Origin of the sequence: Flavobacterium gawalongense, assembly GCF_007097265.1 — a bacterium.
GTDB lineage: Bacteria > Bacteroidota > Bacteroidia > Flavobacteriales > Flavobacteriaceae > Flavobacterium > Flavobacterium gawalongense.
Map to the genome: position 1 here is coordinate 91,380 of NZ_VJZP01000010.1, position 23,711 is coordinate 115,090.

Consider the following 23,711-nt stretch of genomic DNA (forward strand, 5'->3'; position numbering starts at 1 on the left):
TAAAAAAATAAGTATACGCACAAAAAACATATAGAATCTAACATTAAATTATTCTACCCCTTTTTTAGAGAATTAAAGCATCATGCTTTTTTCTGACAACCACATAAGGAATATAAGTACATTTAAGCTAATGTTCGGTTCAAATTATATGAACTTCAATTTCTTACATGGTTAAAAATATCTGAAATTTTTATGTAAATAACTCGACAATACTTTTACAACACTAATAATCCGAATTCTCTTAGGGTTTTAATTGGTTTTGAGTACCAAAACAATTCAAAGTCTTCCCGTTGTGTTTCAAAATCGATTTTTATTTCTTGAAACGTGTAGATTTTAGCATTCGAAACCGAGATTTTCTGAAGTATCTCGACCAACCATTCCCCTTCGTTTTTATTGGTTTGAATGGAGAAACTTTCTTTTTTATCGTGGAAAGTTAACGTCATCAGCTCCCAGGAATTCCCTTTTTTAGATTTAGTAAAATGCTCTATAAATGGCTTCCCTCCTAACCAAACAATTTTGGCCGTGGGTTTACTATTGAAATCATCATCTTCTTGTAATGCATCGAATATAAAATCTGGTGAAATTTTAGTCTTTGGAATTTTAAATTCAAACCAATCCTGTAACTCATAATCAAAACAGATTCCGTGCATAAAATTGAACAAAGATTTCTTGAGTCCAAAACTAAATTTATCGTGATCGATTCCAGTTGAATCAGTATAATTAATGTCGTTATTGGCGAAAGTCCCCAAGATTTCGGTTTCTTTTACCACACCAAATTTCTCAGGATATAAGCCAACGGGACTGTGCGCCGTCATCGCAAACTGATGCCAAAACCCGGATTGCAACACGCCAACTTCAAATAATTGCCGCACCATTTCGAGACTGTCCACGGTCTCATGAATGGTTTGTGTAGGATAACCGTACATCAAATACGCATGAACCATTACACCAGCTTCAGTGAAATTTCGGGTGACTTTGGCGACTTGTTCCACCGTTACGCCTTTATCTATTAATTTCAATAATCTATCGGAAGCGACTTCGAGGCCGCCTGAAACAGCGATACAGCCGGAAGCTTTTAAAAGCAAACACAAATCTTTGGTAAAGCTTTTTTCGAATCGAATGTTCGTCCACCACGTCACGGCTAATTTTCTTCGAAGGATTTCGAGAGCCAGCGCCCGCATCAAAGCCGGTGGAGCTGCTTCATCTACAAAATGAAATCCGTTTTCGCCTGTTTGAGCAATCATTTCTTCCATTCGATCGCACAATAAACTGGCGGCAATGGGTTCATACACTTTTATATAATCTAAAGAAATATCGCAAAACGTACATTTACCCCAATAGCAGCCGTGCGCCATGGTGAGTTTGTTCCAGCGTCCGTCACTCCACATGCGGTGCATTGGATTCACAATTTCGATAACCGAAATATATTTATCCAACAACAAATCCGAATAATCAGGCGTACCGACTTGCGATTGTTTGTAATCTTGTTTTAGGGAATTATTTTTATAAACGACTTTTCCGTCTTCCAACAGAAAAGTTCGTTTAACCTCCCCTAACCCCTCCAAAGGAGGGGGATTCGAAACCAAATTACATAGTAATTCTATTGGCATTTCGCCATCATCCAACGTAATAAAATCAAAGAACTCAAATACACGAGTATCAGATAACGAACGCAATTCGGTATTCGGGAAACCGCCGCCCATTGAAATCTTGATATTTGGATGGTATTTTTTCACCCATTGTGCGGAACGAAAAGCCGAATATAAATTCCCTGGAAACGGAACTGAAATCAGGAATAAGGTAGGTTGAATCGTTTCGATTCTTTCTTTTAGAATCGAAAGAAGTATGTTATCAATATACGTTGGTTCTTGTTGCAGAGCTTCGTACAATTCGTCAAAAGAATTCGCACTTCGTCCCAAACGTTCTGCATATCGGCTGAATCCAAAATTAGCATCAACGCATTCCACAATAAAATCCGAAATATCTTCGAGAAACAAAGTGGCCAAATGTTTCGCTTTATCCTGTGTTCCCATCGTTCCGAAAGCCCAATCCAATTCTTCCAATTGTGCAAATCGAGATGCTTCCGGCAAGAAATCTTCCTGACAAATTTGAAGTGCCAATGTTGGATTTTTTCCTTGTAAAAAAGCAATTACAGGATCAATAGTTTTTAGATATTCGTCTTGTAAAGCACAAATACGTTTTGAATTATCTGAAATCGTATGATTCGGAACTTTAAACTTTAAACCTGAAACTTTAAACAAATTTAAAAGTCCTTCTTTCGAAAACAATTTCAAAATCACTTCGATACCCAAATCGGCCTGAACAGACTCAATATTTTTAGTATTCAGAAACCCTTTGATGTATGCAGTTGCCGGATACGGTGTATTCAGTTGGGTAAAAGGAGGCGTAATGAGGAATAGTTTGGTTTTCAAAAGGAATAAGTTTGGTGCAAAAATAAGGGATAATTCTGTTCTTTCCACAAAAGTAAAAGGGTACATTTTTATTTATTCTTTGGATTCAAATATAAAATATAGTCCTTTTCAATTTTTATGTAATTTGTAGATATTTAATTACATTTACGCTTGTTTAAATCATTTCCATGAAACATAAATTACTCTTCCTTTTTTTATTAATCATTGCTCCATTATTTGCCCAAAATAAAAATCAATCAATTGGTTTTAAAGAAAATAAAGGTCAAATTATTGATCAAAAAGGAAAACCGAATACGGCGGTAAAGTATCTACTAAACTCAAAAGGATTAAATGTTCAGCTAAAAAAGAATGGCTTTTCGTATGACATTTATGAAACAAAAAAGCATCCAATAAAACATCCCAAAGAAGAAAAACTTACTTCTTCTCCTTTAGAAAATAATAAAGACAAAACTCCTGAGTACACGTTAGAATATGTTTTTCATAGAATAGACATCGATTTTGTTAATGCTAATCCCAACGTAGAATTAGTTACTGCGGAGACATCAAAAGATTATGACAATTATTACAATGTGCCTAATAAACCTGAGGGTATTGTTAACGTGCATCAATACCAACAAATAACCTACAAGAATATTTACCCAAATATTGATGTGGTATTTTCCATTCCAAAAGATACTTTAAAAACGGTGGAATATAATTTTGTGGTACATCCCAAAGGTAAAATATCGGATATTCAATTAAAATTTAATGGTGCTAAAACCGATTTAGTTGACAATAAAATCCGATTGAATGTTCGTTTTGGTGAAATGGAAGAAACCCTTCCCGCCAGTTGGACGGAAGACGGAGTGAGTAAAAAGGAAATTAGTGTTGGTTATACCAAAATTAAAAAAGACGTTTATGGATTTGAAACAGCAAATCCCATTTCTAATAAAACCGTAATTATTGACCCGGTTCCTGTGAAGTTATGGGGGACTTTTTATGGAGACGAAATGAATATTAATAATCTAAGTTTTACCGATATAGGAACGGATAGTTTTGGAAATATTTATTTCACAGGATATACGGCAAGTCCTTCCAGCAGTTACGCTACATCAGGAGCACATCAAACATCCATTGGTAATCCAACAACAATAATGTATGATGGAATAATTGCCAAATTTAGCTCCTCAGGTAATCGCCTTTGGGGAACATTTTATGGTGGCGAAAGTTGGGACAAAATTAATGGACTGAAAGTTGACACCCAAAATAATATTATCATTACTGGAGTAACGTCCAGTAAAACAAACATTTCTTCTAATGGTTCTTACAAATCCAATTTTTCAGGAAATGAAGATGATGTATTTTTAGCTAAATTCACCCCTTCAGGAACTAGAATTTGGTCCACTTATTTTGGAGGGAATGAAGGAGATGGTGCATCTGATATTGATATCGACAGTAACAATAATATTTATATTGTGGGTTATACGAGGAGTTATTCTGGAATTTCAATTAATAATAATTTTCAAACTTTATTAAACCAAGACGGAAATCAATTTCATTCAAGTTTTGACGGTTTTTTATCTAAATTTAATTCAAATGGTAATATTATTTGGAGTACCTATATCGGTGGTGAAAATAGTGATTATCTCGAAACCATTAAAATAGCATCAGACTATATAGTTTTAGGAGGAAAGACTTTCAGTTTGAATTATATATCTACACCTGGTACTTTTCAGGAAAACAATTATAAAAATACTGTCAACGGAAGTGTTTATAAATTTACATTAGATGGGAACAGGGTTTGGAGTACTTACTATGGCTCAGGAAATAATATAAAAGCTATTGACATTGATAACGAAAACAATGTTTACATTGGAGGAGAAACTTGGGGTACTGATAATGACGATAATATTGCTTCTTCTGGAAGTTTTGATGATTTTAATCAATGGACTGAAACTGGTTTTTTAGCAAAATTAGACCCAAATGGTAAGCGAATTTGGGGTACTTATATAGGAACTGGAGCTAAAATATATTCTATAATTTTCAAAAATAATTTTATCTATATTGGAGGAATGGGGGGGATTGACACCTCAATAACAACTTCTTGCGCGTACAAAAAAAATGGATTTGCTGAAGGTTATATAGGAAAATTTACTAAAACAGGAAATTTAGTGCTAGGTACTTATGTCGGCGGATTTGACCAATATTCAGAAAATAAAATTTGTTTTGAAAATAACAATATTATTATCGGAGGAACTGCGAGTCAAAATAATGGAATAGCAGATTCAAATTCCTATCAACCAACTATTTTAGGAAGTAGAAATTTCTATTTAATTAAATTTTCAGAAGAGAATAACTGTAACATTAATGTAAATCCTGTGAGCAATTCGCCCATTTGTTTGGGAAATAAATTAACCTTTAACGTAGATTCTGGTTATAATTATTCTTGGACCGGTCCAAATGGGTTTACTAGTAATTTACAAAATCCGTCAATAAATAATGTAACAATTGCAAATCAAGGTACTTATAATTTAATCGTTAGTGATAATTGTAGTTGCCAAAAAAGTTATGATATTAATGTAATTGTTGGAGATATTGAATCCCCTATTCCTGATCTTTCAATTCTTCCATCAATAAATGGTGACTGCAATACAATAATTACAACAATACCAACAGCAACGGATAGTTGTGCCGGAGCAATTACAGCAACTACCTCAAGTCCGCTTTCGTATAGCTTATCAGGAACGTATACCGTTATTTGGAAATACAATGATGGAAATGGAAACACATCAACACAAAACCAAACCATTACAATTAATAATCAACCCTTACCAACTGCAACTTCTACCCAATCGTTCTGCATCCAACAAAATGCAACAATCAATAATATTGCAATTACAGGACAAAATATAAAATGGTATGATACTTTAACTTCAGGAACAATTTTATTCAATACAACTCCACTCCAAAACGGCATCACTTATTATGCTTCACAAACTATTAATGGCTGTGAAAGCAAAAGAACTCCTATACTAATCAATATCCAAAATACCCCTGCTCCAACAGGAAATGCAATACAAACTTTTTGCACGAGTCAGAATCCAACTTTAGATACTATTGTAGTTTCGGGAACTACAATAAAATGGTATAATAGTACTGGTGTTCTTTTATCTAATTCAACTCCTTTACAAGATGGAATGACTTATTATGCGTCGCAAACTATGAGTGGATGTGAAAGCACAACAAGACTAGTTATTACCGTTTCCTTAATAAGCACTTTACCCGCAAATAATTATGCCGATTTATTTTGTGATGATTTAAATGATGGTTCCGAGAAAGTGAATTTATCAGATTATAATTCAAAGTTGATTTCAAATCCTACTGATTATAATTTTGTTTATTATACGACTTTTTCTGGCGCCGAAAATGAATCCGCAACCAATCAAATAATTACTATTTCAAATTACAACTTGACTTTAGGCGTCACTAAAATCTACGTTCGTATCAATTCGAATACCCCTTGTTATGCAATTGTTGAATTAAAACTAATCCTTTTATCTAAACCTATAATTTCAATCCAAGATATTGTTCCCATTTGTGAGAATAATACAATTACAATTGATGCCGGTATAGGTTTCAATAGTTATTTGTGGTCAAACGGTGCTACTACTCAGTCCATAATTGTTACGAATCCTGGCGATTTTTCCATAACCGTTACTAATAATTACAGTTCAATTTCTTGTTCGACTACAAAGAACTTTAAAGTAAAAAAATCAACTATCGCCACAATTACTTCTGTTGACACCCAAGACTGGACAGATAATCAAAACATCATAATAGTTTATGTAACTGGTACAGGTGATTTTGAATACTCCATTGACGGCATTCATTTTCAGGATAGCAATCAATTTTCGAACATCATTAATGGACAATATACCGTTTCTGTTAGAGACAAAAATGGTTGTGGAACTGTAACCAACGAAGTCTATTTGTTGATGTATCCAAAATTCTTTACCCCAAACGGAGATGGATATAATGACCGTTGGGAAATCAAATTTTCAGATTTTGAGATGGGTCTAACCGTTAAAATATTTGACCGTTATGGAAAATTCATTACAGAATTACAGAATAATATCGGTTGGGATGGAACTGTCAATGGTCATGAACTTCCTGCTACAGATTATTGGTTTGTAGTAACAAGAGCTAATGGAAAAGAATACAAAGGCCATTTTAGTTTAAAACGATAGAATTCCTTTTTCCCAAACATTTCATAAACCAAAAAAACATAACTTTACTTTTTCTTACTTTAGCGTCAAATTTAGAACCTCAAAAATATGCCAACCGACTGTATCAGCTATCAAAATTCCGGGTATTTCTCTCCTTTGATGAATGATTATTTAGACCAAAAGACAAACTTACAATCCTTATACAACAGGTTCCCAACGCTTGAAAACTTTGAAGCACAAATTCAGGAGAAGCAAACTAATTTCCCCTCCCCAACCCTCCCCGAAGGAGAGGGAGTCGAAATAAATAAAAGAAGTGTTTTGGTTTCCGTTTTACAAAAACAATACTTAAATGTTGAAACTACGGTTTTGACCAAACAAAATATTAACGCTTTAGGCAACACAAATACATTTACCGTTACTACAGGACATCAATTAAATTTATTCAGTGGTCCTTTATATTTCTTGTATAAAATCATTTCGACTATTAATTTGACCACCGAATTAAAAGCGAAATATCCAACGTATAACTTTGTTCCCATTTATTGGATGGCAACCGAAGACCATGATTTTGAAGAAATCAATTATTTTAATTTTAAAGGGAAAAAATTCCACTGGAACAGAGAAAGTACCGGTCCTGTTGGGAGATTATCCACTGAAGGTTTGGATGAATTTCTTGAAATATTTGCACTAGAAATTGGTTCAAGTTTGAATGCAAACACCATAAAAAAATTATTTGAGGACTCTTACATCAAACATGACAATCTAGCCGATGCCACAAGACATTTAGCTAATGTACTTTTTGGAACGTATGGCTTAGTTATTCTTGACGCTGATAATCAAGATTTAAAACGCAACTTTGTTCCTTTTGTAAAAGAAGAATTGCTGCACCAGTCTTCTCATCCATTAGTACTTGAAACTGCCGAGAAACTAAAAGACTACACCATTCAAGTAAATCCTCGTGAAATCAATTTGTTTTATATCGAGGATAATTTACGTGAACGTATTCTATTTGAAAACGGGAAATACAAAGTAAACCATACTAAAATTGAATTTTCGGAAACGGAAATTCTAACACTTTTGGAAAACCATCCTGAAAAATTCAGTCCTAACGTGATTATGCGTCCGTTGTATCAGGAAGTAATATTACCCAATTTATGTTACATTGGCGGAGGTGGAGAAATTGCGTATTGGCTGGAATTGAAATCATTTTTTGCTTCTGCAAAAGTGACTTTTCCAATGCTTTTACTAAGAAATTCAGTGTTATTAGCAACCGAAAAACAAGGAAAAAAGGCAGATAAACTGGACTTAATCTGGAAAGATTTATTTTCAAAACAAGCAGATTTAGTAAACAGTAAAACCAAACAATTTTCTGAATTTCCAATCGATTTAACCAATTTAAAAGAACAATTGCAAAAACAATTCCGAGCACTTCATGAAATTGTAAATCAAACGGATGAATCTTTCGCTGGAGCTGTAAAAGCGCAAGAAGTAAAGCAAATAAAAGGATTGGAAAATCTGGAAAAACGTTTGCTGAAAGCACAAAAAAGAAAATTGAGCGATGTATTGCAACGCATCACTGAATTGCAAAACGAATTGTTTCCTAACCAAAGTTTACAGGAACGTCAAGCTAATTTTTCGGAATTCTATTTAGAAAACGGAGAGCGTTTAATTCCTAAATTAATAAATCAATTAAAACCTTTAGAGTGTAATTTTGATATTATTATACTTCCATAAAAGCTTTAAAAAAATTTAACTACAAAAAAAAGAATGACCAAAGAACGCTTAATTTCACTTGATGTATTTCGAGGATTTACAATTTTATTAATGACAATTGTCAACAATCCCGGAAACTGGGACACGGTTTACCCTCCTTTATTACACTCTGATTGGAATGGCTGCACTCCTACTGATTTGGTTTTTCCGTTCTTTATTTTCATTATGGGCGTGGCGGTTTCATTTGCAATGCCTACTAAAACTTTTGACAGCACCACTTTCAATAAAATAATGGTTCGTTCACTACGTATGTTTTGTTTAGGAGTATTCTTTAATTTTTTTGGAAAAATACAACTCTTCGGACTGGAAGGAATTCCTTTATTGATAGGACGGTTAGCCATTACAATTGGAGTGGGTTATGCACTAATGGGTAATTTTTCTTTAAAAAACAAAACCTATTTGATGCTTTCAATACTTGGTGCGTATGTATTTCTGGCTTTTAGCGGAATTGAAGCCTATCACGACGTGAGACTTCCAGGCGTTTTACAACGCATTGGAATTGTATATTTTGTAATAACTCTTTTGTATTTAAAAACTACTCAAAAAACACAACTTATAGTAGCTTCAACGATTTTATTAGGATATTGGGGAATAATGACACTGGTGCCAGTTCCTGGAATTGGATTAGCAAACCTTGAAAAAGGCACTAATTTAGCGTCTTGGATGGATGGAGTTTTATTAAAAGATCATGTGTGGGCAGTAACAAAAACTTGGGATCCGGAAGGAATTCTAAGTACCATACCCGCAATTGCTTCCGGAATAATTGGACTACTTACTGGACAATTGCTCAATCGTCCTTTGCCAAAGATTGAAATTGCAAAAAAAATGGGAATCGCAGGAATCAGCCTAATCCTTGTAGCGCTTTTATGGTCTATTGCATTTCCTTTAAACAAATCACTGTGGACCAGCTCGTTTGTTTTATATACATCAGGTTTAGCAATACTTTCTTTAATTCTTTTTTATTATGTTATTGATATCGCAAATTATAAAAAATGGACCAAGTTATTTCTTATTTGGGGTGTAAATCCCATGATTGTCTTCTTCTTTACAGAGATCATTCCGCAAGGGTTGGAAATGATTCAATTTCAAAATCCAGAAATTCCTTCCGAGCAAATCAATCTTCAAAACTATCTTTATAGCTTTTGGATTGCACCCTTTTTCAATAATCCGATGACGGCTTCTTTAGCTGGTGCTTTAATTTATGTAACGATTTGGTCTTTCATTTTAGGACTGTTTTATAAACATAAATTAATCTTTAAGGTTTAAATTTTTAAAAATTCGTATTAATCATAAATAAACACCTTTTAATTGGCGCTTTATTAAATTAAACACATAAAAAAGTCTACTTTTGCACCCAAATATAAAAATACAAAAAATGGCTACGAATAGAACTTTTACAATGATTAAGCCTGATGCTGTTGCTAACGGACACATCGGAAATATTTTGGCGATGATTACCAATGCAGGTTTCAAAATCGTTTCTTTGAAATTAACACAATTAACTGTAGCTGATGCTCAAGCATTTTATGAAGTTCACGCTGCAAGACCATTTTATGGTGAATTAGTGGAATTCATGTCAAGAGGACCAATTGTTGCTGCAATTTTAGAAAAAGATAACGCTGTTGAAGATTTCAGAACTTTAATTGGTGCTACAAATCCTGCTGAAGCTGCTGAAGGTACAATCCGCAAAGCATACGCTACTTCTATTGGAGAAAATGCAGTTCACGGTTCTGATAGCGATGAAAATGCAGCTATCGAAGGTGCTTTCCATTTTGCTGGAAGAGAGCAGTTCTAGTATTCAGTGTTCAGTTTTTAGTGTTCAGTCACAGATTAAAACTGAAAACCAAAAAAAATAGAAAATCCCGTTCAAAAATGAAACGGGATTTTTTTTTGACACAAATTTCAATAATTTTTCACAAATTAAGCATTCTGTTATATTGGAAATCTATGTTATTATTTATGTTAAATATGAATTCTACTGGTAAGCATCTTTTTTATTTACAATCACAACTGAACACTAAAAACTGAACACTGAATACTTAAAAACTATCTCAAAACAACATCTTTAACCACATCACGACGAAGTTCCTCGTTAATCATGGCAACAATTTTTGATCTTCCATGACTTAATTCTTCCCTTAATACTGACGAAGTTAGCTCCACATACAACGTACTTCCTTTCAAAACCACATTATTAGTATAACTATTCACACCGTTCCCCATAAGATTTTTCCATGCGTCTTTAACGTCAATCTGGTCCATTCCGGGTTGTAATTTGTTCACTTGGATAATTTGTTTCAAAACATCCCCTATCGTACTTTGATTATTTAACCTTTTTGCCATCGCCCACTAAATTTATTGGTCCCGTTTTCTTGTAATGATATTCCTTTTTCTCTGTATTCAGCAACACTAATTCACCATCCGTCAAAGTGATTAATTCCTCACTCCATTTCGTAAAAGGAGTCGAATAATCAATATAAACTTTATCGTCTTTGAATCGTATCGTCACGTTTTCATAAGCATCATTCACCAAAAAAGTCCCGTCTAATTGCGGCATCACTTTCTTCCGAATTCCTTTATTATTTTTGTCAATTTTGAAATAATCATAACTTTCATTTATGTTATAATCCTTATCTTTTTCCTTCTCAAAAGTAACCTTCTCGATTTCCCAATATCCATTTAATTTCTCAACATCGGCAGGCTTTATCTTTTGCTGACAAGCCACAAAAAAGAGTGCTATAAAAAGAATGCAGAATGTGTTTTTCATATTTAATTTATTTTTTAGGAGCTATTTCCTGCTGTCCGCTATATCTTTCCCGTCCTGAACTTGTTTCAGGATCATGAAACAAGTTCAGGACGGGAAAGGATGCCGCTTCCATCAGGGCTATGGCATTCGCATTAAAAAGAAGCTTTATTCCAAGGACAAAGTTAAACTTAATAAATTCAAACAAAAACAAAAAATTTAAAACACATTAAACTATTTTCTATATTTTTGGTCTTACCCTACAAATAGCCAGAACATGTTAAAAACAATCTACAGCCTGCTTTTCGCGTTTTTGTGCATGAGTTGCAGTTCAGAATCTGCTGACCCAACTCCCACTCCTACACCAACAGAAACGCTATACTTTCCTTCGTTAACAGGTACAACTTGGGAAACAAAATCAATTGCAAGTTTGGGTTGGAAACAAACCGCTGTTCAGCCACTTTTGGATTATTTAGAACTGAAACACTCCAAAGGCTTCATTATTCTAGTGAATGGCAGAATTGTATTGGAAAATTATTTCAATGGGCATTCAGCAACGACCAATTGGTATTGGGCAAGCGCCGGAAAAACATTGACAGCAACACTAACGGGGATCGCGCAACAAGAAGGTTTATTGAATATCAACAATAAAGTTTCACAATACATTGGAACTGGTTGGACAAGTGAAACATTAGCCAAAGAAAATCTAATTACCTGCAAAAACTTACTCACCATGACTTCTGGTATCGAGGACATTGCTAATGGCGATGATGTCTCTCCGGCAAGTCTGCAGTACAAAGCCGATGCAGGAACGCGATGGGCCTATCATAATGTGTATGTAAAATTACAAGATGTTATTGCACAAGCTTCCAGTCAAACTTGGAGCACTTATTTCAATGCAAAATTAAGAGACAAAATAGGAATGGATGGCGCTTGGTTCCAGTCTGGAAATAATTCTGTTTACGGAAGTACCACGCGAAGTATGGCACGTTTTGGTTTATTGATGTACAACAAAGGAAAGTGGGACAACAACGTTATTCTAAACGAAACCTATTTCAACGAAGCAACAACTACTTCTCAAAACATAAACCTTGGATACGGTTATTTATGGTGGCTCAACGGAAAAACCAGTTACCATTTACCCCAATCACAACTTACGATTCCCGGAAGTATTATACCATCTGCACCAAACGATATGTTTATGGCTTTGGGGAAAAATGACCAAAAAATCTATGTCATTCCAAGCAAGAAAATGGTCGTAATCAGAATCGGAGATGCTGCCGATAATGTCAATCTGGCTTTATCCGATTTTGATGAAACGCTATGGGAGAAAATTAGTGCATTGTATCAGTAATCTACTTCGTTTTCAATCGTTTCATAAAACCTAAAACAAAGAAAACCAAACCAATTACCAACAAAAAATAATAGAAACCAATACTTTTATCTCTGATAAGATTAGCCAATACTAAGGAAATGATGCTCACTAAATAAAGATACATCGGAGGTATATTTTTTAAAGAAGAAAAATTCATTATCAAATTATTATTTAAAAAAACTATCTACAAACTCATATTTATTAAAAACCTGCAAATCCTCAATTCCTTCACCTACACCTATATATTTTACCGGAATTTGAAATTGATCTGAAATCCCAATGACAACTCCACCTTTGGCAGTTCCGTCCAGTTTGGTTACGGCTAAACAAGTAACCTCTGTAGCGGCAGTAAATTGTTTGGCTTGTTCAAAAGCATTTTGACCGGTTGAACCATCCAAAACCAATAATACGTCGTGTGGCGCATCAGCAACCACTTTTTGCATCACTCGTTTTACTTTGGTCAATTCGTTCATTAAATTCACTTTATTGTGCAAACGTCCTGCAGTATCAATAATGACAATATCGGCATCTTGTGCCACCGCCGATTGTAAAGTATCAAAAGCTACAGAAGCAGGATCACTCCCCATATTTTGTCTTACTATAGGAACACCCACTCTATCCGCCCAAATTTGCAGTTGATCGATGGCTGCGGCACGAAAAGTATCCGCTGCACCTAAAACCACTTTATAGCCTGCTTTTTTGAATTGATACGCTAATTTACCAATAGTGGTGGTTTTCCCAACTCCATTTACACCTACCACCATTAAAACATAAGGTTTTGTTTGAGTCGGAATTACAAATTCAGTTGCTTCACCTGAGTTGGTCTCCGATAATAAAGCGGCGATTTCTTCACGCAGTATTTGATTGAGTTCCTCAATACCCAGGTATTTATCTGAGGCAACACGGTTTTCGATTCGGGTGATTATTTTCAATGTGGTATTCACACCAACATCTGAGGCAACAAGGATTTCCTCTAAATTATCTAAAACTTCATCATCAACTTTTGACTTTCCGGCGACAGCTTTAGTTAACTTCGAAAAGAAATTTGTTTTTGATTTTTCAAGACCTTTGTCTAATGTTTCTTTTTTCTCGGAAGAAAATATTCTTTTAAAAAAACTCATTTTATAAATAGTATTAAGAATGAAGTATAAAGTAAAATAACTCAATACTATTTTCTGACGGTAAATATAAAAAATAAAAAAGCTACTTCCGAATGAAAGTAGCTTTTCTATATAATATGCTTATGAATTATTTCTTTTTCAAGAATTCATCAACTGCTTCTGGAGTCATAATAGATTCTACGAATGTATATGCTCCTGTTACTGGAGATTTCACCATTTTAATGGCTTTTGATAATCTCTTAGAAGATGTCTGTAACGATGCTACTGTTTTCTTTGCCATGACTAATTATTATTTAATTTCTTTATGAACAGTTACACGTTTCAAGATTGGATTAAATTTTTTAATCTCTAATCTGTCCGGAGTATTTTTTTTGTTCTTTGTTGTTATGTATCTTGAAGTCCCTGCAACACCTGATGTTTTGTGTTCAGTACATTCTAAAATTACCTGGATTCTATTACCTTTCTTTGCCATCTTGCTATTTTTTTATTTTGGAAGGGATTATTTAATAAATCCTTCTGACTGCGCTTTTTTCAAAACTGCAGCGATTCCATTTTTATTAATTGTTTTTATCGTAGATGCAGCTACTCTTAGAGTAATCCATCTATCTTCTTCTGGAAGATAAAAACGCTTTTTAACTAAGTTTACAGAAAATTTTCTCTTAGTTTTGTTCATAGCGTGAGAAACGTTATTTCCTACCATCGCTCTTTTACCTGTAAGGTCACAAACTCTTGACATTATACTTATCTTTTATCGTTATTCAAAATCAGGGTGCAAAGAAAAGAAAAATAAACCTATTAAGCAAAGAAAATATTACACATTTTTCAAAATTTCTTTCTGTAATAGCTCTAAACTTTTAATTACCGCTCTATCTATCACTTTTTCACGGGGTTGACCAAAATTAAATTCTTCAACAATTACTTCACTCGGTGTCGCCAATGCGATAAAAACTGTTCCAACCTCAGCATTTGAATCCCCTTTTAACGGTCCTGCGTTTCCAGTTGCAGCAATTGCATAATCCGTTTTCATGATTCGTTTTACACTTAAAGCCATCGCCGAAACTACTTCCCTACTCACAACAGAATGCTCTTTTATGAGGCTTTCCGGAATACCCAAAACGTTAATTTTAACCTCTGTCGCGTACGAAACCACACTCCCTTTAAAATATTTGGAAGAACCTGAAACCGAAGTCAAAACTTCAGCGATTTTTCCTCCTGTGCAACTTTCGGCAGTTGAAATGGTTTTATTTTGTTTTGTCAGTATTTTTCCTACTACAACCTCTAAGGTTTCATCATCCTCAAAACCAACGATAATATCATGGATTATTGCATCCAGCGAACTTACATTTTTCTCAATAGCAGCCTCTAATTTTTCTTTATCGGTACCTCGAGCCGAAAGACGCAAACGCACTTTCCCCGGACTTGGTAAATAAGCCAATTTAATGAATTCAGGAAGGTTATTTTCCCAATCTTCAATTCGCTCGGCCACTAGACTTTCGCCTTGACCGTAGGTAAGAATTGTTTTGTGAATAATATAAGGGCGTTTGTATTCTCGGACAACTTTTGGGATTATTTCATGTTCCACTAAATATTTCATTTCATAAGGGACTCCGGGAAGCGAAATAAAAACGGTATTTTCTTTTTTCATCCACATGCCAGGCGCTGTACCTACCTGATTGTGAAGCACCGTGCATTTTGACGGAACCAGTGCCTGATCCTTGTTGATTTGGGTAATTGTTCGTTTATAAAAACCCTCTATAAGCTGCGTAACATGAGCTAGGACTTCCTGATCAACAATCAATTCATCTTCAAAATAATCACAAAATGTTTTTTTGGTAACATCATCTTTTGTGGGCCCTAAACCACCGGTAATAATAACCAAATCAACTGTGTTTTGAAGGGTCAAAAACGTATCTAAAATGTGTTTTTTATCGTCGCTTATCGAAATCATTTCATTGATTTCAACACCAATTTTGTCTAACGATTTTGCAATAAATCCAGAATTCGTATCGACAATTTGGCCTATTAAAATTTCGTCACCTATAGTAACTATGGTTGCTTTCATTTTTTGATTTAGGTTGGAGATTTGGGATTTCGTTCTGAAATCAACATTCGTTAATCATCATTCAACATTCAAACTTAGATTTTAAAAATATTTATCCCATAAAATGATCAAAACCATAATGAGCACAACCAAAAATATTGCTTTTAAATATAAATATTGGATTTTTCTTTGCTGACGAAAATCCGAAATTGCTATAGTTTCTGTACTCCCAACTATTTTAGCTTCTTTGAGTAGTAAATCGATTTTTTCTTTATCACTATCTAATAAAAAATATCTTATATTATCTCCGTTTACAGGTTGATTGTCGTAATCTTCATAAAAATCAATTTCTTTGTTAATTAATTCACTTTCAAAAACAATTTTATCTTGAAAAAGAATATATAACTTAAAGTGATTTTGGAATTTTACTTTAATAACATTAGACATCGATAAATTTTGAGATTAAATTTTCAGTATTACAAATCAAAGTCTTTTTTGATCTCTTTGATAGCATCGTTGACTTGATTCTTTACGCTCTTAAAAGTCTCTTTGATATCTTTCTTTTTGCCTTCGGCTTTAGTCCAGGCTTCGATTTGAAGAATTTCTTCGAAAGCCACATTTAGACCCATTAAATCCAGCGTTGGTTTTATTTTGTGCGCATAAGCATAAGCATGCTTATGGTCTTTCTTTTTTATTCCTTCTTTGATTTGCAATAAATCGTCTGGAACTTCGGTAACAAACAAAGTCAAAATTTCATTAACAAATTCCGCATCGTTGTCTGAAAGTGCGTACACTTTTGAAAGGTTGTAATTTATAGCCATTATTTTACTTGTATTCTAAATAGTTGTTGTCCTTCTAAAAACCCTTCTAAAACGTCATCTGGCTTTACGGCAGCTACTCCTTCTGGAGTTCCCGTAAAAATAATATCACCAATCTTTAAGGTAAAAAACTGAGAAACATGCGAAATTAGCTCATCAATTTTCCACAACATAAGATTAGAATTACCTATTTGTACCGTTTTATTATTGTTGGTTAATTCAAAAGTAATATTTTCTAATGAACTAAATTGATTTTTCGGTAAAAATTCTCCTATAACCGCCGAGCCATCAAATGCTTTGGCTTTTTCCCAAGGTAAACCTTTAGCTTTTAATTTATCTTGCAAATCACGTGCGGTAAAATCAATTCCCACACTAATTTCGTCATAATATTTATGGGCAAACTTAGGCTCGATGTATTTACCAACCTTATTTATTTTGACAATAATTTCAATTTCATGGTGAACATCTTCCGAAAATTCCGGTATTACAAACGGATGTTGCTTTAATAAAACAGCTGAATCCGGTTTCATAAAAACCACCGGTTCTGTTGGTCTTTCGTTGTGCAATTCCTCTATATGATTGGTATAATTTCTACCGATGCAGATTATTTTCATATTATTAGTATTCAGTGTTTAAAAAAGTGATCAGTGGTCAGTTTTAAAAAAATCATCAGTATACAGTTTTTCAGAGCAGTTTTTCAACTGAACACTAAAAAACTGAACACTGAACACTATTTCGTGTTTAGCTTTCGAAGTTTAATTGCCGTTAAAACTTTTTTGGTATACAAAGGAAAATCAGCATTTTGTATCCAACTGAAATAACCTGGTTCAGTTTCCAGAATTTTATCGACTTTCACTCCTTTATGTTTTCCAAAAGCAAAAATTTCCTCATTATCTTTATCAAAAGCAATCATTCCGGCAAAATCAGCAATTTTCTTTCTTGTAGTGAATTCCGATAATGATTTCATATCGTTTTCCAATTCAGGATAACGGTCCAGTTGCGCTTTTAATATTTCGTAAGTCGCCATGGTATCCGCTTCGGCAGAATGCGCATTTTCAAGCGTTTTCCCACAATAAAATTTGTGTGCTGCGCCTAATGTACGTTCTTCCATTTTATGAAAAACGGTTTGCACATCTACTGAAACTCTGTTTTTCATATCAAAATCTACTCCGGCACGTAACATTTCTTCTGCCAATAACGGAATATCAAATCGATCTGAATTAAATCCAGCCAAATCGCTGTCTTTAATCATATTATAAACTTGCACGGCTAATTCATTAAAAGTAGGTTCATTCGCCACTTTTTCATCCGTGATTCCATGAACAGCGGTTGTTTGTGGTGGAATTGGAATGGTTGGATTCACCAACCAAGTTTTACTTTCCTTATTTCCGTTTGGAAAAACTTTGAATATTGAGATTTCTACAATTCTATCTTTTCCGATATCAATTCCTGTGGTTTCAAGATCGAAAAAGCAAATTGGCTTATTGAGTTTAAGTTCCATTTTTAAATTTTGTATAAGTACAAATATAGATATTTGGGTTTAATTTAGTTTAAAGTTCCAGAAAATATCAAAAAAAGAAAACCCGACTAATTTTTAAAAACTAGTCGGGTCTAAATCTATTTGTATAATTTTAAAAATCTCTGTCGATATCAAAAGCTTCAAGATATTCCGCTACTCGTTTCACAAAACTTCCTCCTAATGCTCCATCTACCACTCTATGATCGTAACTGTGAGACAAGAACATTTTCTGACGAATACCGATGAAATCACCTTCAGACGTTTCGATTACTGCCGGCATTTTACGGATGGCTCCCAATGCTAAAATCCCCACTTGCGGTTGATTGATAATTGGCGTACCAAAAACACTTCCAAAAGTCCCCACATTCGTAACCGTATATGTTCCGCCTTGCGTATCGTCTGGTTTTAGTTTTCCAGCTTTTGCACGGCCTCCTAAATCGTTTACTGCTTTTGCCATTCCAACTAAATTCAGTTGATCCGCATTTTTAATTACTGGAACAATTAAATTTCCGTTTGGCAATGACGCTGCCATTCCAAGGTTGATGTTTTTCTTCTTGATAATAAAATCACCATCTACAGAAATATTCATTCCAGGAAAATCCTTTAAAGCTTTTGCTACTGCTTCCATGAAAATTGGAGTATAAGTCAACTTCTCTCCTTCTCTCTTTTCGAAAGCATTTTTATGTTTCTCTCTCCATTTTACAATATTCGTCACATCGACTTCGATAAACGACTGAACGTGAGCCGATGTTTGTACCGAAGCGACCATATAACCCGCAATTAGCTTGCGCATTCTGTCCATTTCTATGATTTCATCGCCACCACTTACCGATACCGGAGCTGCTTTTTGAGCAACTGGAGCTGAAACTGTTTTTTGAACAGCTGCAACAGGAGCTGAAACAACAGGTTGGCTTGTTCTATTTTTTAGGTACTCTAAAATATCATTTTTAGTAACTCTTCCTTCTTTTCCAGTTCCAGAAATCGCTTCAAGTTCTGCAACAGAAACGCCTTCCTCTTTGGCTATATTTTTCACCAAAGGCGATAAGAATTTTTCAGAATTTGAGAAATCTGCTGGAACTGCAACCGCTTCCTTGGCTGCTTCAACTGTTTTTTCAATTACTGCAACTTCTACCGGAGTTGCAACTTCTTGTACTGTCTTAGTAACAGCTGCGCTATCGGTTTCAATAATGGCAATAGTTTGCCCTACCTGAACCAAATCATCTTTACCAAACAATTGTTCCACTAAAACACCCGAAACTTCACTTGGTACTTCGCTATCGACTTTATCAGTAGCAATCTCGAGTACCGCTTCATCGGCTTCAATTTTGTCTCCAACTTGTTTCAACCAATTTGTAATGGTCGCTTCTGCAACGCTTTCTCCCATTTTTGGAAGCTTTAATTCAAATCTTGCCATATTGTTAACCTAAAAGGTGATTTTGATTTTCAATTTGCGAAATTACTAAATATTTTAAATATAAATTACATTAAATGTAATTTTTTACTCTATTTCTATAATCTCACCTCTCTCGTTACTATTGTTACTTCCAATTAAAAAATTAGCGTTTTTTGGTATAATTTTAAAGGTAATCCCGACGCTTCGGGACTTATTTCTTGAAGATTCGAGAATTGCGATACTTTCTTTGAAAGAAACGAATTCGTTATCCAAAATAATTTCGGTTCCATCCCCGTTTCTTAGCGAACACGAAATTACCATTTTTTCTGTTTTTAAATCGTGAAATGACACTTTTTTTTGCAAAACTAAACTGAGTTTATCCGCTATTTTTTGGTTAGCCGAATACAACAGATATGATTTTGGAGTCCTTTTTATTGTAGATTTTCCTTGAAACATTTTTGCAAAAGAAAAAAAGACAATTCCTACTTTCATAAAAATGGTGAACAGTATCGATCCCGTCCCGAGGCTTCGGGATCGAGGATTAAAATGCTTTTTATAAAAAAAATGCATCGCTTCCTGAAACCGCTTCATATACGTTTCGTCTTTAATGGTACTTTCTCCTTTATAATGAATTACGGTGGTTTCATGGAAATAATAATTGAATTTCCCTTTTTGCAACATCCTATACGACAAATCAATATCGTCTGAATACATGAAACAATCTTCATCAAACCCGCCTACCTCAAGATATAAGTCCCTTTTCATGAACATAAAAGCCCCCACGAGAATGTCTACTTTTCCCGTTTCGTTTTCCCTTAAATGCTGCGCATAATACTTCCCGAATATTCTTGTCCTCGATCCCGAAGTCTCGGGACGGGATGGAAACAATTTGTACAAACCTGTGATTTTGGTAAAAGCGACCCAAGGTGTTGGAACGCCACGTTTGCTTTCGGGCAGAAAATTTCCGGTGCCATCAATGAGTTTACACCCTATAATTCCCATTGAATCGTTTAATTGCGAAGAATGAAGCAATCTTGCGAAAGCCAATACTTTCACAAACGTATCTTCGGCGACAACGGTATCTGGATTGAGAATGCAAATGTATTCGCCTTGAGCTTGAGCAACTCCTATATTATTACCTTTTGGAAAACCTGAATTTTCATTGTTTTGAATGAGTTTTACGTTTGGGAAACGCTTTTTCATCATTTCACAACTATCATCGGGAGAATTATTATCGATTACAATAATTTCGCCGTCAATAGTTTCTAACGCACTTTGAACGCTTAAAATACATTGCTCTAAAAAAAAGCGGACATTATAATTAAGGATGATGACGGATAGTTGCATTGAGCAAATATAATTAGAAAATTTGCCAATTAGAAAATTAGAAAATTATCCTACTATTTTTCTTTTCACTTCTTCGCTCGAATAAGTTTCTAACTTCCCTTGACTCAATTGATGTAAAGCCTCGTGAATGTCCTTTGTATATTCTTTTTCGGAAATTGGGTTTCCATCTGCGTCATAACCAACAATATTTTCTTCATCAAGAAGTTTTGCTATTTTACTAAGGACCTTATTGTCGTTAATATTTAAGATTCTTTGCGTAATGTTGATTTTTAAAGTCTCCGTTTTCATGATACAAATTTTTAACTACTCAAATTTACGTTATTTTATTGAAAATTAAAAAACATGTTTCTCCTTAGCCCCGATGGAAGGGAAAATCCTTTCTAGTCCTGAACTTGTTTCAGGATCCTGAAACAAGTTCAGGACTAGAAAGATTAGAATGACAGCGGGAACGATATTTCCAGATAAAACCAAATCTTTCGCTCCTAAAAATTAGCCTAAAGTTTTTAGTTTTAACATTACTTGAACCACAAAAACTTGAAACTTGGTGTAAATGAATTACTTTTGCAAAAAAGTTATGTTTCGTAACGAATTCATATCTTATAATTTATAACTCATACCCTACAAAGTGAATTACTTATCTGTTGAAAACATATCTCATAATCTGCAAACCCACTAAAAACAGCCTTAACCACTGTAAAACAAGGCATAAGCTTAAAATAAAAAAAATAAATTAATCATTATTTATCAGTATATTTCATCTTTTATCATAAAATTAGAGACCTAATTAGAGACCTCTTAACTTTAAATTTGTAACTTTGCTTTTATGAAAGCACTGACCTACAGATATAAACTCAAAGCTAAAAGTAAATCTTTGGATGAGCGCACTAGCCCTGAATTGGTATTGGCAGAAATCAGCGGAGCATTTGCGAATAAAGTAGATGGTATAATCAAATACAAAAAATTTCAATACTCATTAGAGGTATCAGTTTTACCGAAATACTTCGGAATTGTACGCGAAAAAAGAGGTGCATTTAATTTTGTTTATGATCCAGCCACAGTTAAAGCAAATGAAAAGTATAATAAATTATTTAGAAATAAAATAACCGATTTTGAATCAAATATAGAAACAGCTGCAACCCACTTTAAAAATCAAGAACCAAGCGCTGAAGAAGTTAAAAACTATTTACTTTCTATTAGCGGTAGAGAAAAAAGAAAACCCGAAGAAACGTTCGTTATATTAAATTTTCTTAATGTTCATATTAGCCACCTGGAAAATCTAATTGGGAGTGCTCGCAAAGATGAAGTTAAAGACACAACTATCAACTCATATAGAAATCTTATTCCCATCATAAAACGTTATCAAGAAGCTAAAAAAATTAAATTAACATTTGAAAAACTCAATGAAGAACTTTATCGAGAAATCTGGGAAGTAGTTAATGACATTAGGACTGGTAAAATTAAAATAGATAGCTATCAACAAAAGGAAAAAAAAGCATTTGCAACAAACACCTTAAAAGCATACCAAACATATTTTATACAACTTTGCAAGGTTGCTAAAAAACAAGGCATCAAAATTCCATTGGATTTGACAGACACCAATCTAATTAATGTAGCAGAAAAAAATAAGTCTGAAAAAACGGAAGCATTTCTCAAAGAAAATGATATTCTTAAAATAATAGAATATGTACCTACTTCAAAATATTTAGAATTAGCAAAAAAGTATATACTCATAGCTAGCCAAACCGGCATGCGTTTACAGTCAATGCAAGAAGCAAAAGGTCGAACAATTCAAATATGTAATGAGAATACAAATATTTTTTACTACATACATACAATTCAAGCTAAAACCGGAACAGAATGCTATACACCTTTATTCTCAACAGCATTAAAAATTATTAAAAAAAACGACGATACTTTTCCTGATTTTTCCAATATTGCATTAACCAATCTCAATAATAACATCCGAAAAGTACTAAAATCAGTTGAAATTGAAAATAGCCATTTGTTCAGTACTCATAACTTGCGAAGTTCTTTTGTTAGTAATCTATCATTACTAAGACTCTCCGAAAAAGTCATAAGCTATGTTACGCATCCAGCAAAAAAAAGCAGTTCTTCAAGCGTACACATTTATGACAGGAGAGATATGCTAGACAAAGCCAAAATGTTTGTTGAAGAAGTCAATTGGATTAGCAAAATTAAATCTTCAAAACTGTATACATTTAATTAAATACCATACACTGCCTTGATTATATTTATAAGATATATCTTTCAACCAGACTGTAACTACAGTCCCAACAGGTGAACCTTATGCTACAAAATTCGAACCTTTTATTAAAAGATTTTAAACTTTTAAGTGAGGTATTATCAATTTAGTAGTTTAAGGAAAATTCCAATTCTATTTTTAATTCTGTCTCAAAGCTTAACCAAAGAATGCAATTATTTACTAATTTTGAATCTAAATAAATTAACAAAATGTACTGTCAAATATAAATTACCCTAATTTTGTTAAAAGTAATTGAAACTTGACTACATAACTAAGTATGAGAACTGAAAAAAGATTAATATATCTCGATAATAATTCTACAACTCCTGTTGACCAGAGAGTTTTAGACACTATGATGCCATTCTTTACAAATAATTTTGCTAACGCAAATAGTACACATCAATTTGGAGTTGGCGCTTATGAGGCGGTTAAAAAAGCCCGGAATCAAGTGGCTGAATTAATTGGAGCAGAAACTAATGAAATTGTTTTTACAAGTGGTGCAACAGAAGCAATTAATATTGCGGTAAAGGGAATTGTTGAAAATTACTCGGATAAAGGAAAACACATTATTACAGTTCTTACTGAGCATAGTGCAGTCTTAGACTGGATATGCAAATGAAAACTGCACATTAAGTTAAGCTACATTTTTGTAATTAATTTGATTGTTAAATTCTTCAATAG

Annotated in this window: 22 protein-coding genes; 7 read left to right on the plus strand and 15 right to left on the minus strand. The window is 33.8% G+C overall.

Going from position 1 to position 23,711, the window contains the following annotated elements; all coding sequences use genetic code 11:
• Window positions 1–215: 215 nt before the first annotated feature.
• Entirely contained in the window at window positions 216–2,432 is a 2,217-nt protein-coding gene (locus FNW38_RS07765; protein WP_143386782.1) for a B12-binding domain-containing radical SAM protein, read from the minus strand.
• Between the two features lie 167 nt (window positions 2,433–2,599).
• Between FNW38_RS07765 and FNW38_RS07770 the strand changes: the two genes are divergently transcribed.
• The 4 genes from FNW38_RS07770 (at window position 2,600) to FNW38_RS07785 (ending at window position 10,205) form a co-directional block, all read left to right on the plus strand.
• Window positions 2,600–6,658 (plus strand): DUF7948 domain-containing protein, encoded by a 4,059-nt coding sequence (locus FNW38_RS07770; protein WP_143386762.1) that lies wholly within the window; start codon window positions 2,600–2,602, stop codon window positions 6,656–6,658.
• 87 nt (window positions 6,659–6,745) lie between these two features.
• The gene (gene bshC / locus FNW38_RS07775; RefSeq protein WP_143386763.1) at window positions 6,746–8,371 is read left to right on the plus strand and encodes a bacillithiol biosynthesis cysteine-adding enzyme BshC; all 1,626 of its coding nucleotides are present in this window, start codon (window positions 6,746–6,748) and stop codon (window positions 8,369–8,371) included.
• Window positions 8,372–8,404: 33 nt separating this feature from the next.
• Window positions 8,405–9,676 carry an acyltransferase family protein gene (locus FNW38_RS07780; protein ID WP_143386764.1) on the plus strand — a complete coding sequence of 424 codons (1,272 nt, stop codon included), beginning with the start codon at window positions 8,405–8,407 and terminating at the stop codon, window positions 9,674–9,676.
• 109 nt (window positions 9,677–9,785) lie between these two features.
• Entirely contained in the window at window positions 9,786–10,205 is a 420-nt protein-coding gene (locus tag FNW38_RS07785; RefSeq protein WP_113634352.1) for a nucleoside-diphosphate kinase, read from the plus strand.
• Between the two features lie 251 nt (window positions 10,206–10,456).
• Here FNW38_RS07785 and FNW38_RS07790 read toward each other — a convergent pair whose 3' ends face one another.
• On the minus strand, window positions 10,457–10,753 hold the full coding sequence (locus FNW38_RS07790) for a DUF721 domain-containing protein (RefSeq protein ID WP_035673647.1): 297 nt from the start codon (window positions 10,751–10,753) through the stop codon (window positions 10,457–10,459).
• Window positions 10,734–11,177: a hypothetical protein gene (locus tag FNW38_RS07795; protein ID WP_143386765.1), complete on the minus strand. Its 444-nt coding sequence runs from the start codon at window positions 11,175–11,177 to the stop codon at window positions 10,734–10,736. Before FNW38_RS07795 ends, FNW38_RS07790 begins: the two co-directional genes overlap by 20 nt.
• 253 nt (window positions 11,178–11,430) lie before the next feature.
• Here FNW38_RS07795 and FNW38_RS07800 point away from each other — a divergent pair, with 253 nt between their 5' ends.
• Window positions 11,431–12,507 (plus strand): serine hydrolase domain-containing protein, encoded by a 1,077-nt coding sequence (locus FNW38_RS07800; protein WP_143386766.1) that lies wholly within the window; start codon window positions 11,431–11,433, stop codon window positions 12,505–12,507.
• A gap of 188 nt (window positions 12,508–12,695) precedes the next feature.
• Here the strand turns inward: FNW38_RS07800 and ftsY are convergent, their stop codons facing one another.
• From ftsY to FNW38_RS07860, 12 genes are all read right to left on the minus strand, one after another.
• Window positions 12,696–13,649: a signal recognition particle-docking protein FtsY gene (gene ftsY / locus FNW38_RS07805; protein WP_143386767.1), complete on the minus strand. Its 954-nt coding sequence runs from the start codon at window positions 13,647–13,649 to the stop codon at window positions 12,696–12,698.
• 127 nt (window positions 13,650–13,776) lie between these two features.
• Window positions 13,777–13,929 (minus strand): DUF4295 domain-containing protein, encoded by a 153-nt coding sequence (locus tag FNW38_RS07810; RefSeq protein WP_143386768.1) that lies wholly within the window; start codon window positions 13,927–13,929, stop codon window positions 13,777–13,779.
• A 9-nt stretch (window positions 13,930–13,938) separates the two neighbouring features.
• Complete coding sequence (rpmG, locus tag FNW38_RS07815) at window positions 13,939–14,121, minus strand: 50S ribosomal protein L33 (protein ID WP_017495179.1); 183 nt, start codon at window positions 14,119–14,121, stop codon at window positions 13,939–13,941.
• Window positions 14,122–14,148: 27 nt separating this feature from the next.
• Window positions 14,149–14,385, minus strand: coding sequence for a 50S ribosomal protein L28 (gene rpmB / locus FNW38_RS07820; protein WP_024980263.1), 237 nt, complete (start codon window positions 14,383–14,385; stop codon window positions 14,149–14,151).
• 75 nt (window positions 14,386–14,460) lie between these two features.
• Window positions 14,461–15,711, minus strand: coding sequence for a CinA family nicotinamide mononucleotide deamidase-related protein (locus FNW38_RS07825; protein WP_143386769.1), 1,251 nt, complete (start codon window positions 15,709–15,711; stop codon window positions 14,461–14,463).
• Window positions 15,712–15,792: 81 nt separating this feature from the next.
• Complete coding sequence (locus tag FNW38_RS07830) at window positions 15,793–16,137, minus strand: hypothetical protein (RefSeq protein ID WP_143386770.1); 345 nt, start codon at window positions 16,135–16,137, stop codon at window positions 15,793–15,795.
• 29 nt (window positions 16,138–16,166) lie between these two features.
• Window positions 16,167–16,511: an Hpt domain-containing protein gene (locus tag FNW38_RS07835; RefSeq protein WP_143386771.1), complete on the minus strand. Its 345-nt coding sequence runs from the start codon at window positions 16,509–16,511 to the stop codon at window positions 16,167–16,169.
• Window positions 16,511–17,122 carry a fumarylacetoacetate hydrolase family protein gene (locus tag FNW38_RS07840; protein WP_143386772.1) on the minus strand — a complete coding sequence of 204 codons (612 nt, stop codon included), beginning with the start codon at window positions 17,120–17,122 and terminating at the stop codon, window positions 16,511–16,513. Before FNW38_RS07840 ends, FNW38_RS07835 begins: the two co-directional genes overlap by 1 nt.
• Window positions 17,123–17,238: 116 nt before the next feature.
• The gene (locus FNW38_RS07845) at window positions 17,239–18,009 is read right to left on the minus strand and encodes a 3'-5' exonuclease (protein WP_143386773.1); all 771 of its coding nucleotides are present in this window, start codon (window positions 18,007–18,009) and stop codon (window positions 17,239–17,241) included.
• A gap of 130 nt (window positions 18,010–18,139) precedes the next feature.
• Window positions 18,140–19,441, minus strand: coding sequence for a dihydrolipoamide acetyltransferase family protein (locus tag FNW38_RS07850; protein ID WP_143386774.1), 1,302 nt, complete (start codon window positions 19,439–19,441; stop codon window positions 18,140–18,142).
• An 84-nt stretch (window positions 19,442–19,525) separates the two neighbouring features.
• Window positions 19,526–20,767 carry a glycosyltransferase family 2 protein gene (locus FNW38_RS07855; RefSeq protein WP_143386775.1) on the minus strand — a complete coding sequence of 414 codons (1,242 nt, stop codon included), beginning with the start codon at window positions 20,765–20,767 and terminating at the stop codon, window positions 19,526–19,528.
• A 45-nt stretch (window positions 20,768–20,812) separates the two neighbouring features.
• Window positions 20,813–21,055: a hypothetical protein gene (locus tag FNW38_RS07860; RefSeq protein WP_143386776.1), complete on the minus strand. Its 243-nt coding sequence runs from the start codon at window positions 21,053–21,055 to the stop codon at window positions 20,813–20,815.
• A 535-nt stretch (window positions 21,056–21,590) separates the two neighbouring features.
• Between FNW38_RS07860 and FNW38_RS07865 the strand changes: the two genes are divergently transcribed.
• Together FNW38_RS07865 and FNW38_RS07870 are read left to right on the plus strand one after the other, a co-directional pair.
• Window positions 21,591–22,994 carry a site-specific integrase gene (locus tag FNW38_RS07865; RefSeq protein WP_143386777.1) on the plus strand — a complete coding sequence of 468 codons (1,404 nt, stop codon included), beginning with the start codon at window positions 21,591–21,593 and terminating at the stop codon, window positions 22,992–22,994.
• A gap of 313 nt (window positions 22,995–23,307) precedes the next feature.
• The gene (locus tag FNW38_RS07870) at window positions 23,308–23,649 is read left to right on the plus strand and encodes an aminotransferase class V-fold PLP-dependent enzyme (protein WP_143386778.1); all 342 of its coding nucleotides are present in this window, start codon (window positions 23,308–23,310) and stop codon (window positions 23,647–23,649) included.
• Window positions 23,650–23,711 lie beyond the last annotated feature (62 nt).

Bases quoted from the DNA above. Each gene is read 5' to 3' on its own strand.
- FNW38_RS07770 (WP_143386762.1), top strand. From the start codon at position 2,600: ATGAAACATAAATTACTCTTCCTTTTTTTATTAATCATTGCTCCATTA.
- bshC (WP_143386763.1), top strand. From the start codon at position 6,746: ATGCCAACCGACTGTATCAGCTATCAAAATTCCGGGTATTTCTCTCCT.
- FNW38_RS07780 (WP_143386764.1), top strand. From the start codon at position 8,405: ATGACCAAAGAACGCTTAATTTCACTTGATGTATTTCGAGGATTTACA.
- FNW38_RS07785 (WP_113634352.1), top strand. From the start codon at position 9,786: ATGGCTACGAATAGAACTTTTACAATGATTAAGCCTGATGCTGTTGCT.
- FNW38_RS07790 (WP_035673647.1), bottom strand. From the start codon at position 10,753: ATGGCAAAAAGGTTAAATAATCAAAGTACGATAGGGGATGTTTTGAAA.
- FNW38_RS07795 (WP_143386765.1), bottom strand. From the start codon at position 11,177: ATGAAAAACACATTCTGCATTCTTTTTATAGCACTCTTTTTTGTGGCT.
- FNW38_RS07800 (WP_143386766.1), top strand. From the start codon at position 11,431: ATGTTAAAAACAATCTACAGCCTGCTTTTCGCGTTTTTGTGCATGAGT.
- ftsY (WP_143386767.1), bottom strand. From the start codon at position 13,649: ATGAGTTTTTTTAAAAGAATATTTTCTTCCGAGAAAAAAGAAACATTA.
- FNW38_RS07810 (WP_143386768.1), bottom strand. From the start codon at position 13,929: ATGGCAAAGAAAACAGTAGCATCGTTACAGACATCTTCTAAGAGATTA.
- rpmG (WP_017495179.1), bottom strand. From the start codon at position 14,121: ATGGCAAAGAAAGGTAATAGAATCCAGGTAATTTTAGAATGTACTGAA.
- rpmB (WP_024980263.1), bottom strand. From the start codon at position 14,385: ATGTCAAGAGTTTGTGACCTTACAGGTAAAAGAGCGATGGTAGGAAAT.
- FNW38_RS07825 (WP_143386769.1), bottom strand. From the start codon at position 15,711: ATGAAAGCAACCATAGTTACTATAGGTGACGAAATTTTAATAGGCCAA.
- FNW38_RS07830 (WP_143386770.1), bottom strand. From the start codon at position 16,137: ATGTCTAATGTTATTAAAGTAAAATTCCAAAATCACTTTAAGTTATAT.
- FNW38_RS07835 (WP_143386771.1), bottom strand. From the start codon at position 16,511: ATGGCTATAAATTACAACCTTTCAAAAGTGTACGCACTTTCAGACAAC.
- FNW38_RS07840 (WP_143386772.1), bottom strand. From the start codon at position 17,122: ATGAAAATAATCTGCATCGGTAGAAATTATACCAATCATATAGAGGAA.
- FNW38_RS07845 (WP_143386773.1), bottom strand. From the start codon at position 18,009: ATGGAACTTAAACTCAATAAGCCAATTTGCTTTTTCGATCTTGAAACC.
- FNW38_RS07850 (WP_143386774.1), bottom strand. From the start codon at position 19,441: ATGGCAAGATTTGAATTAAAGCTTCCAAAAATGGGAGAAAGCGTTGCA.
- FNW38_RS07855 (WP_143386775.1), bottom strand. From the start codon at position 20,767: ATGCAACTATCCGTCATCATCCTTAATTATAATGTCCGCTTTTTTTTA.
- FNW38_RS07860 (WP_143386776.1), bottom strand. From the start codon at position 21,055: ATGAAAACGGAGACTTTAAAAATCAACATTACGCAAAGAATCTTAAAT.
- FNW38_RS07865 (WP_143386777.1), top strand. From the start codon at position 21,591: ATGAAAGCACTGACCTACAGATATAAACTCAAAGCTAAAAGTAAATCT.
- FNW38_RS07870 (WP_143386778.1), top strand. From the start codon at position 23,308: ATGAGAACTGAAAAAAGATTAATATATCTCGATAATAATTCTACAACT.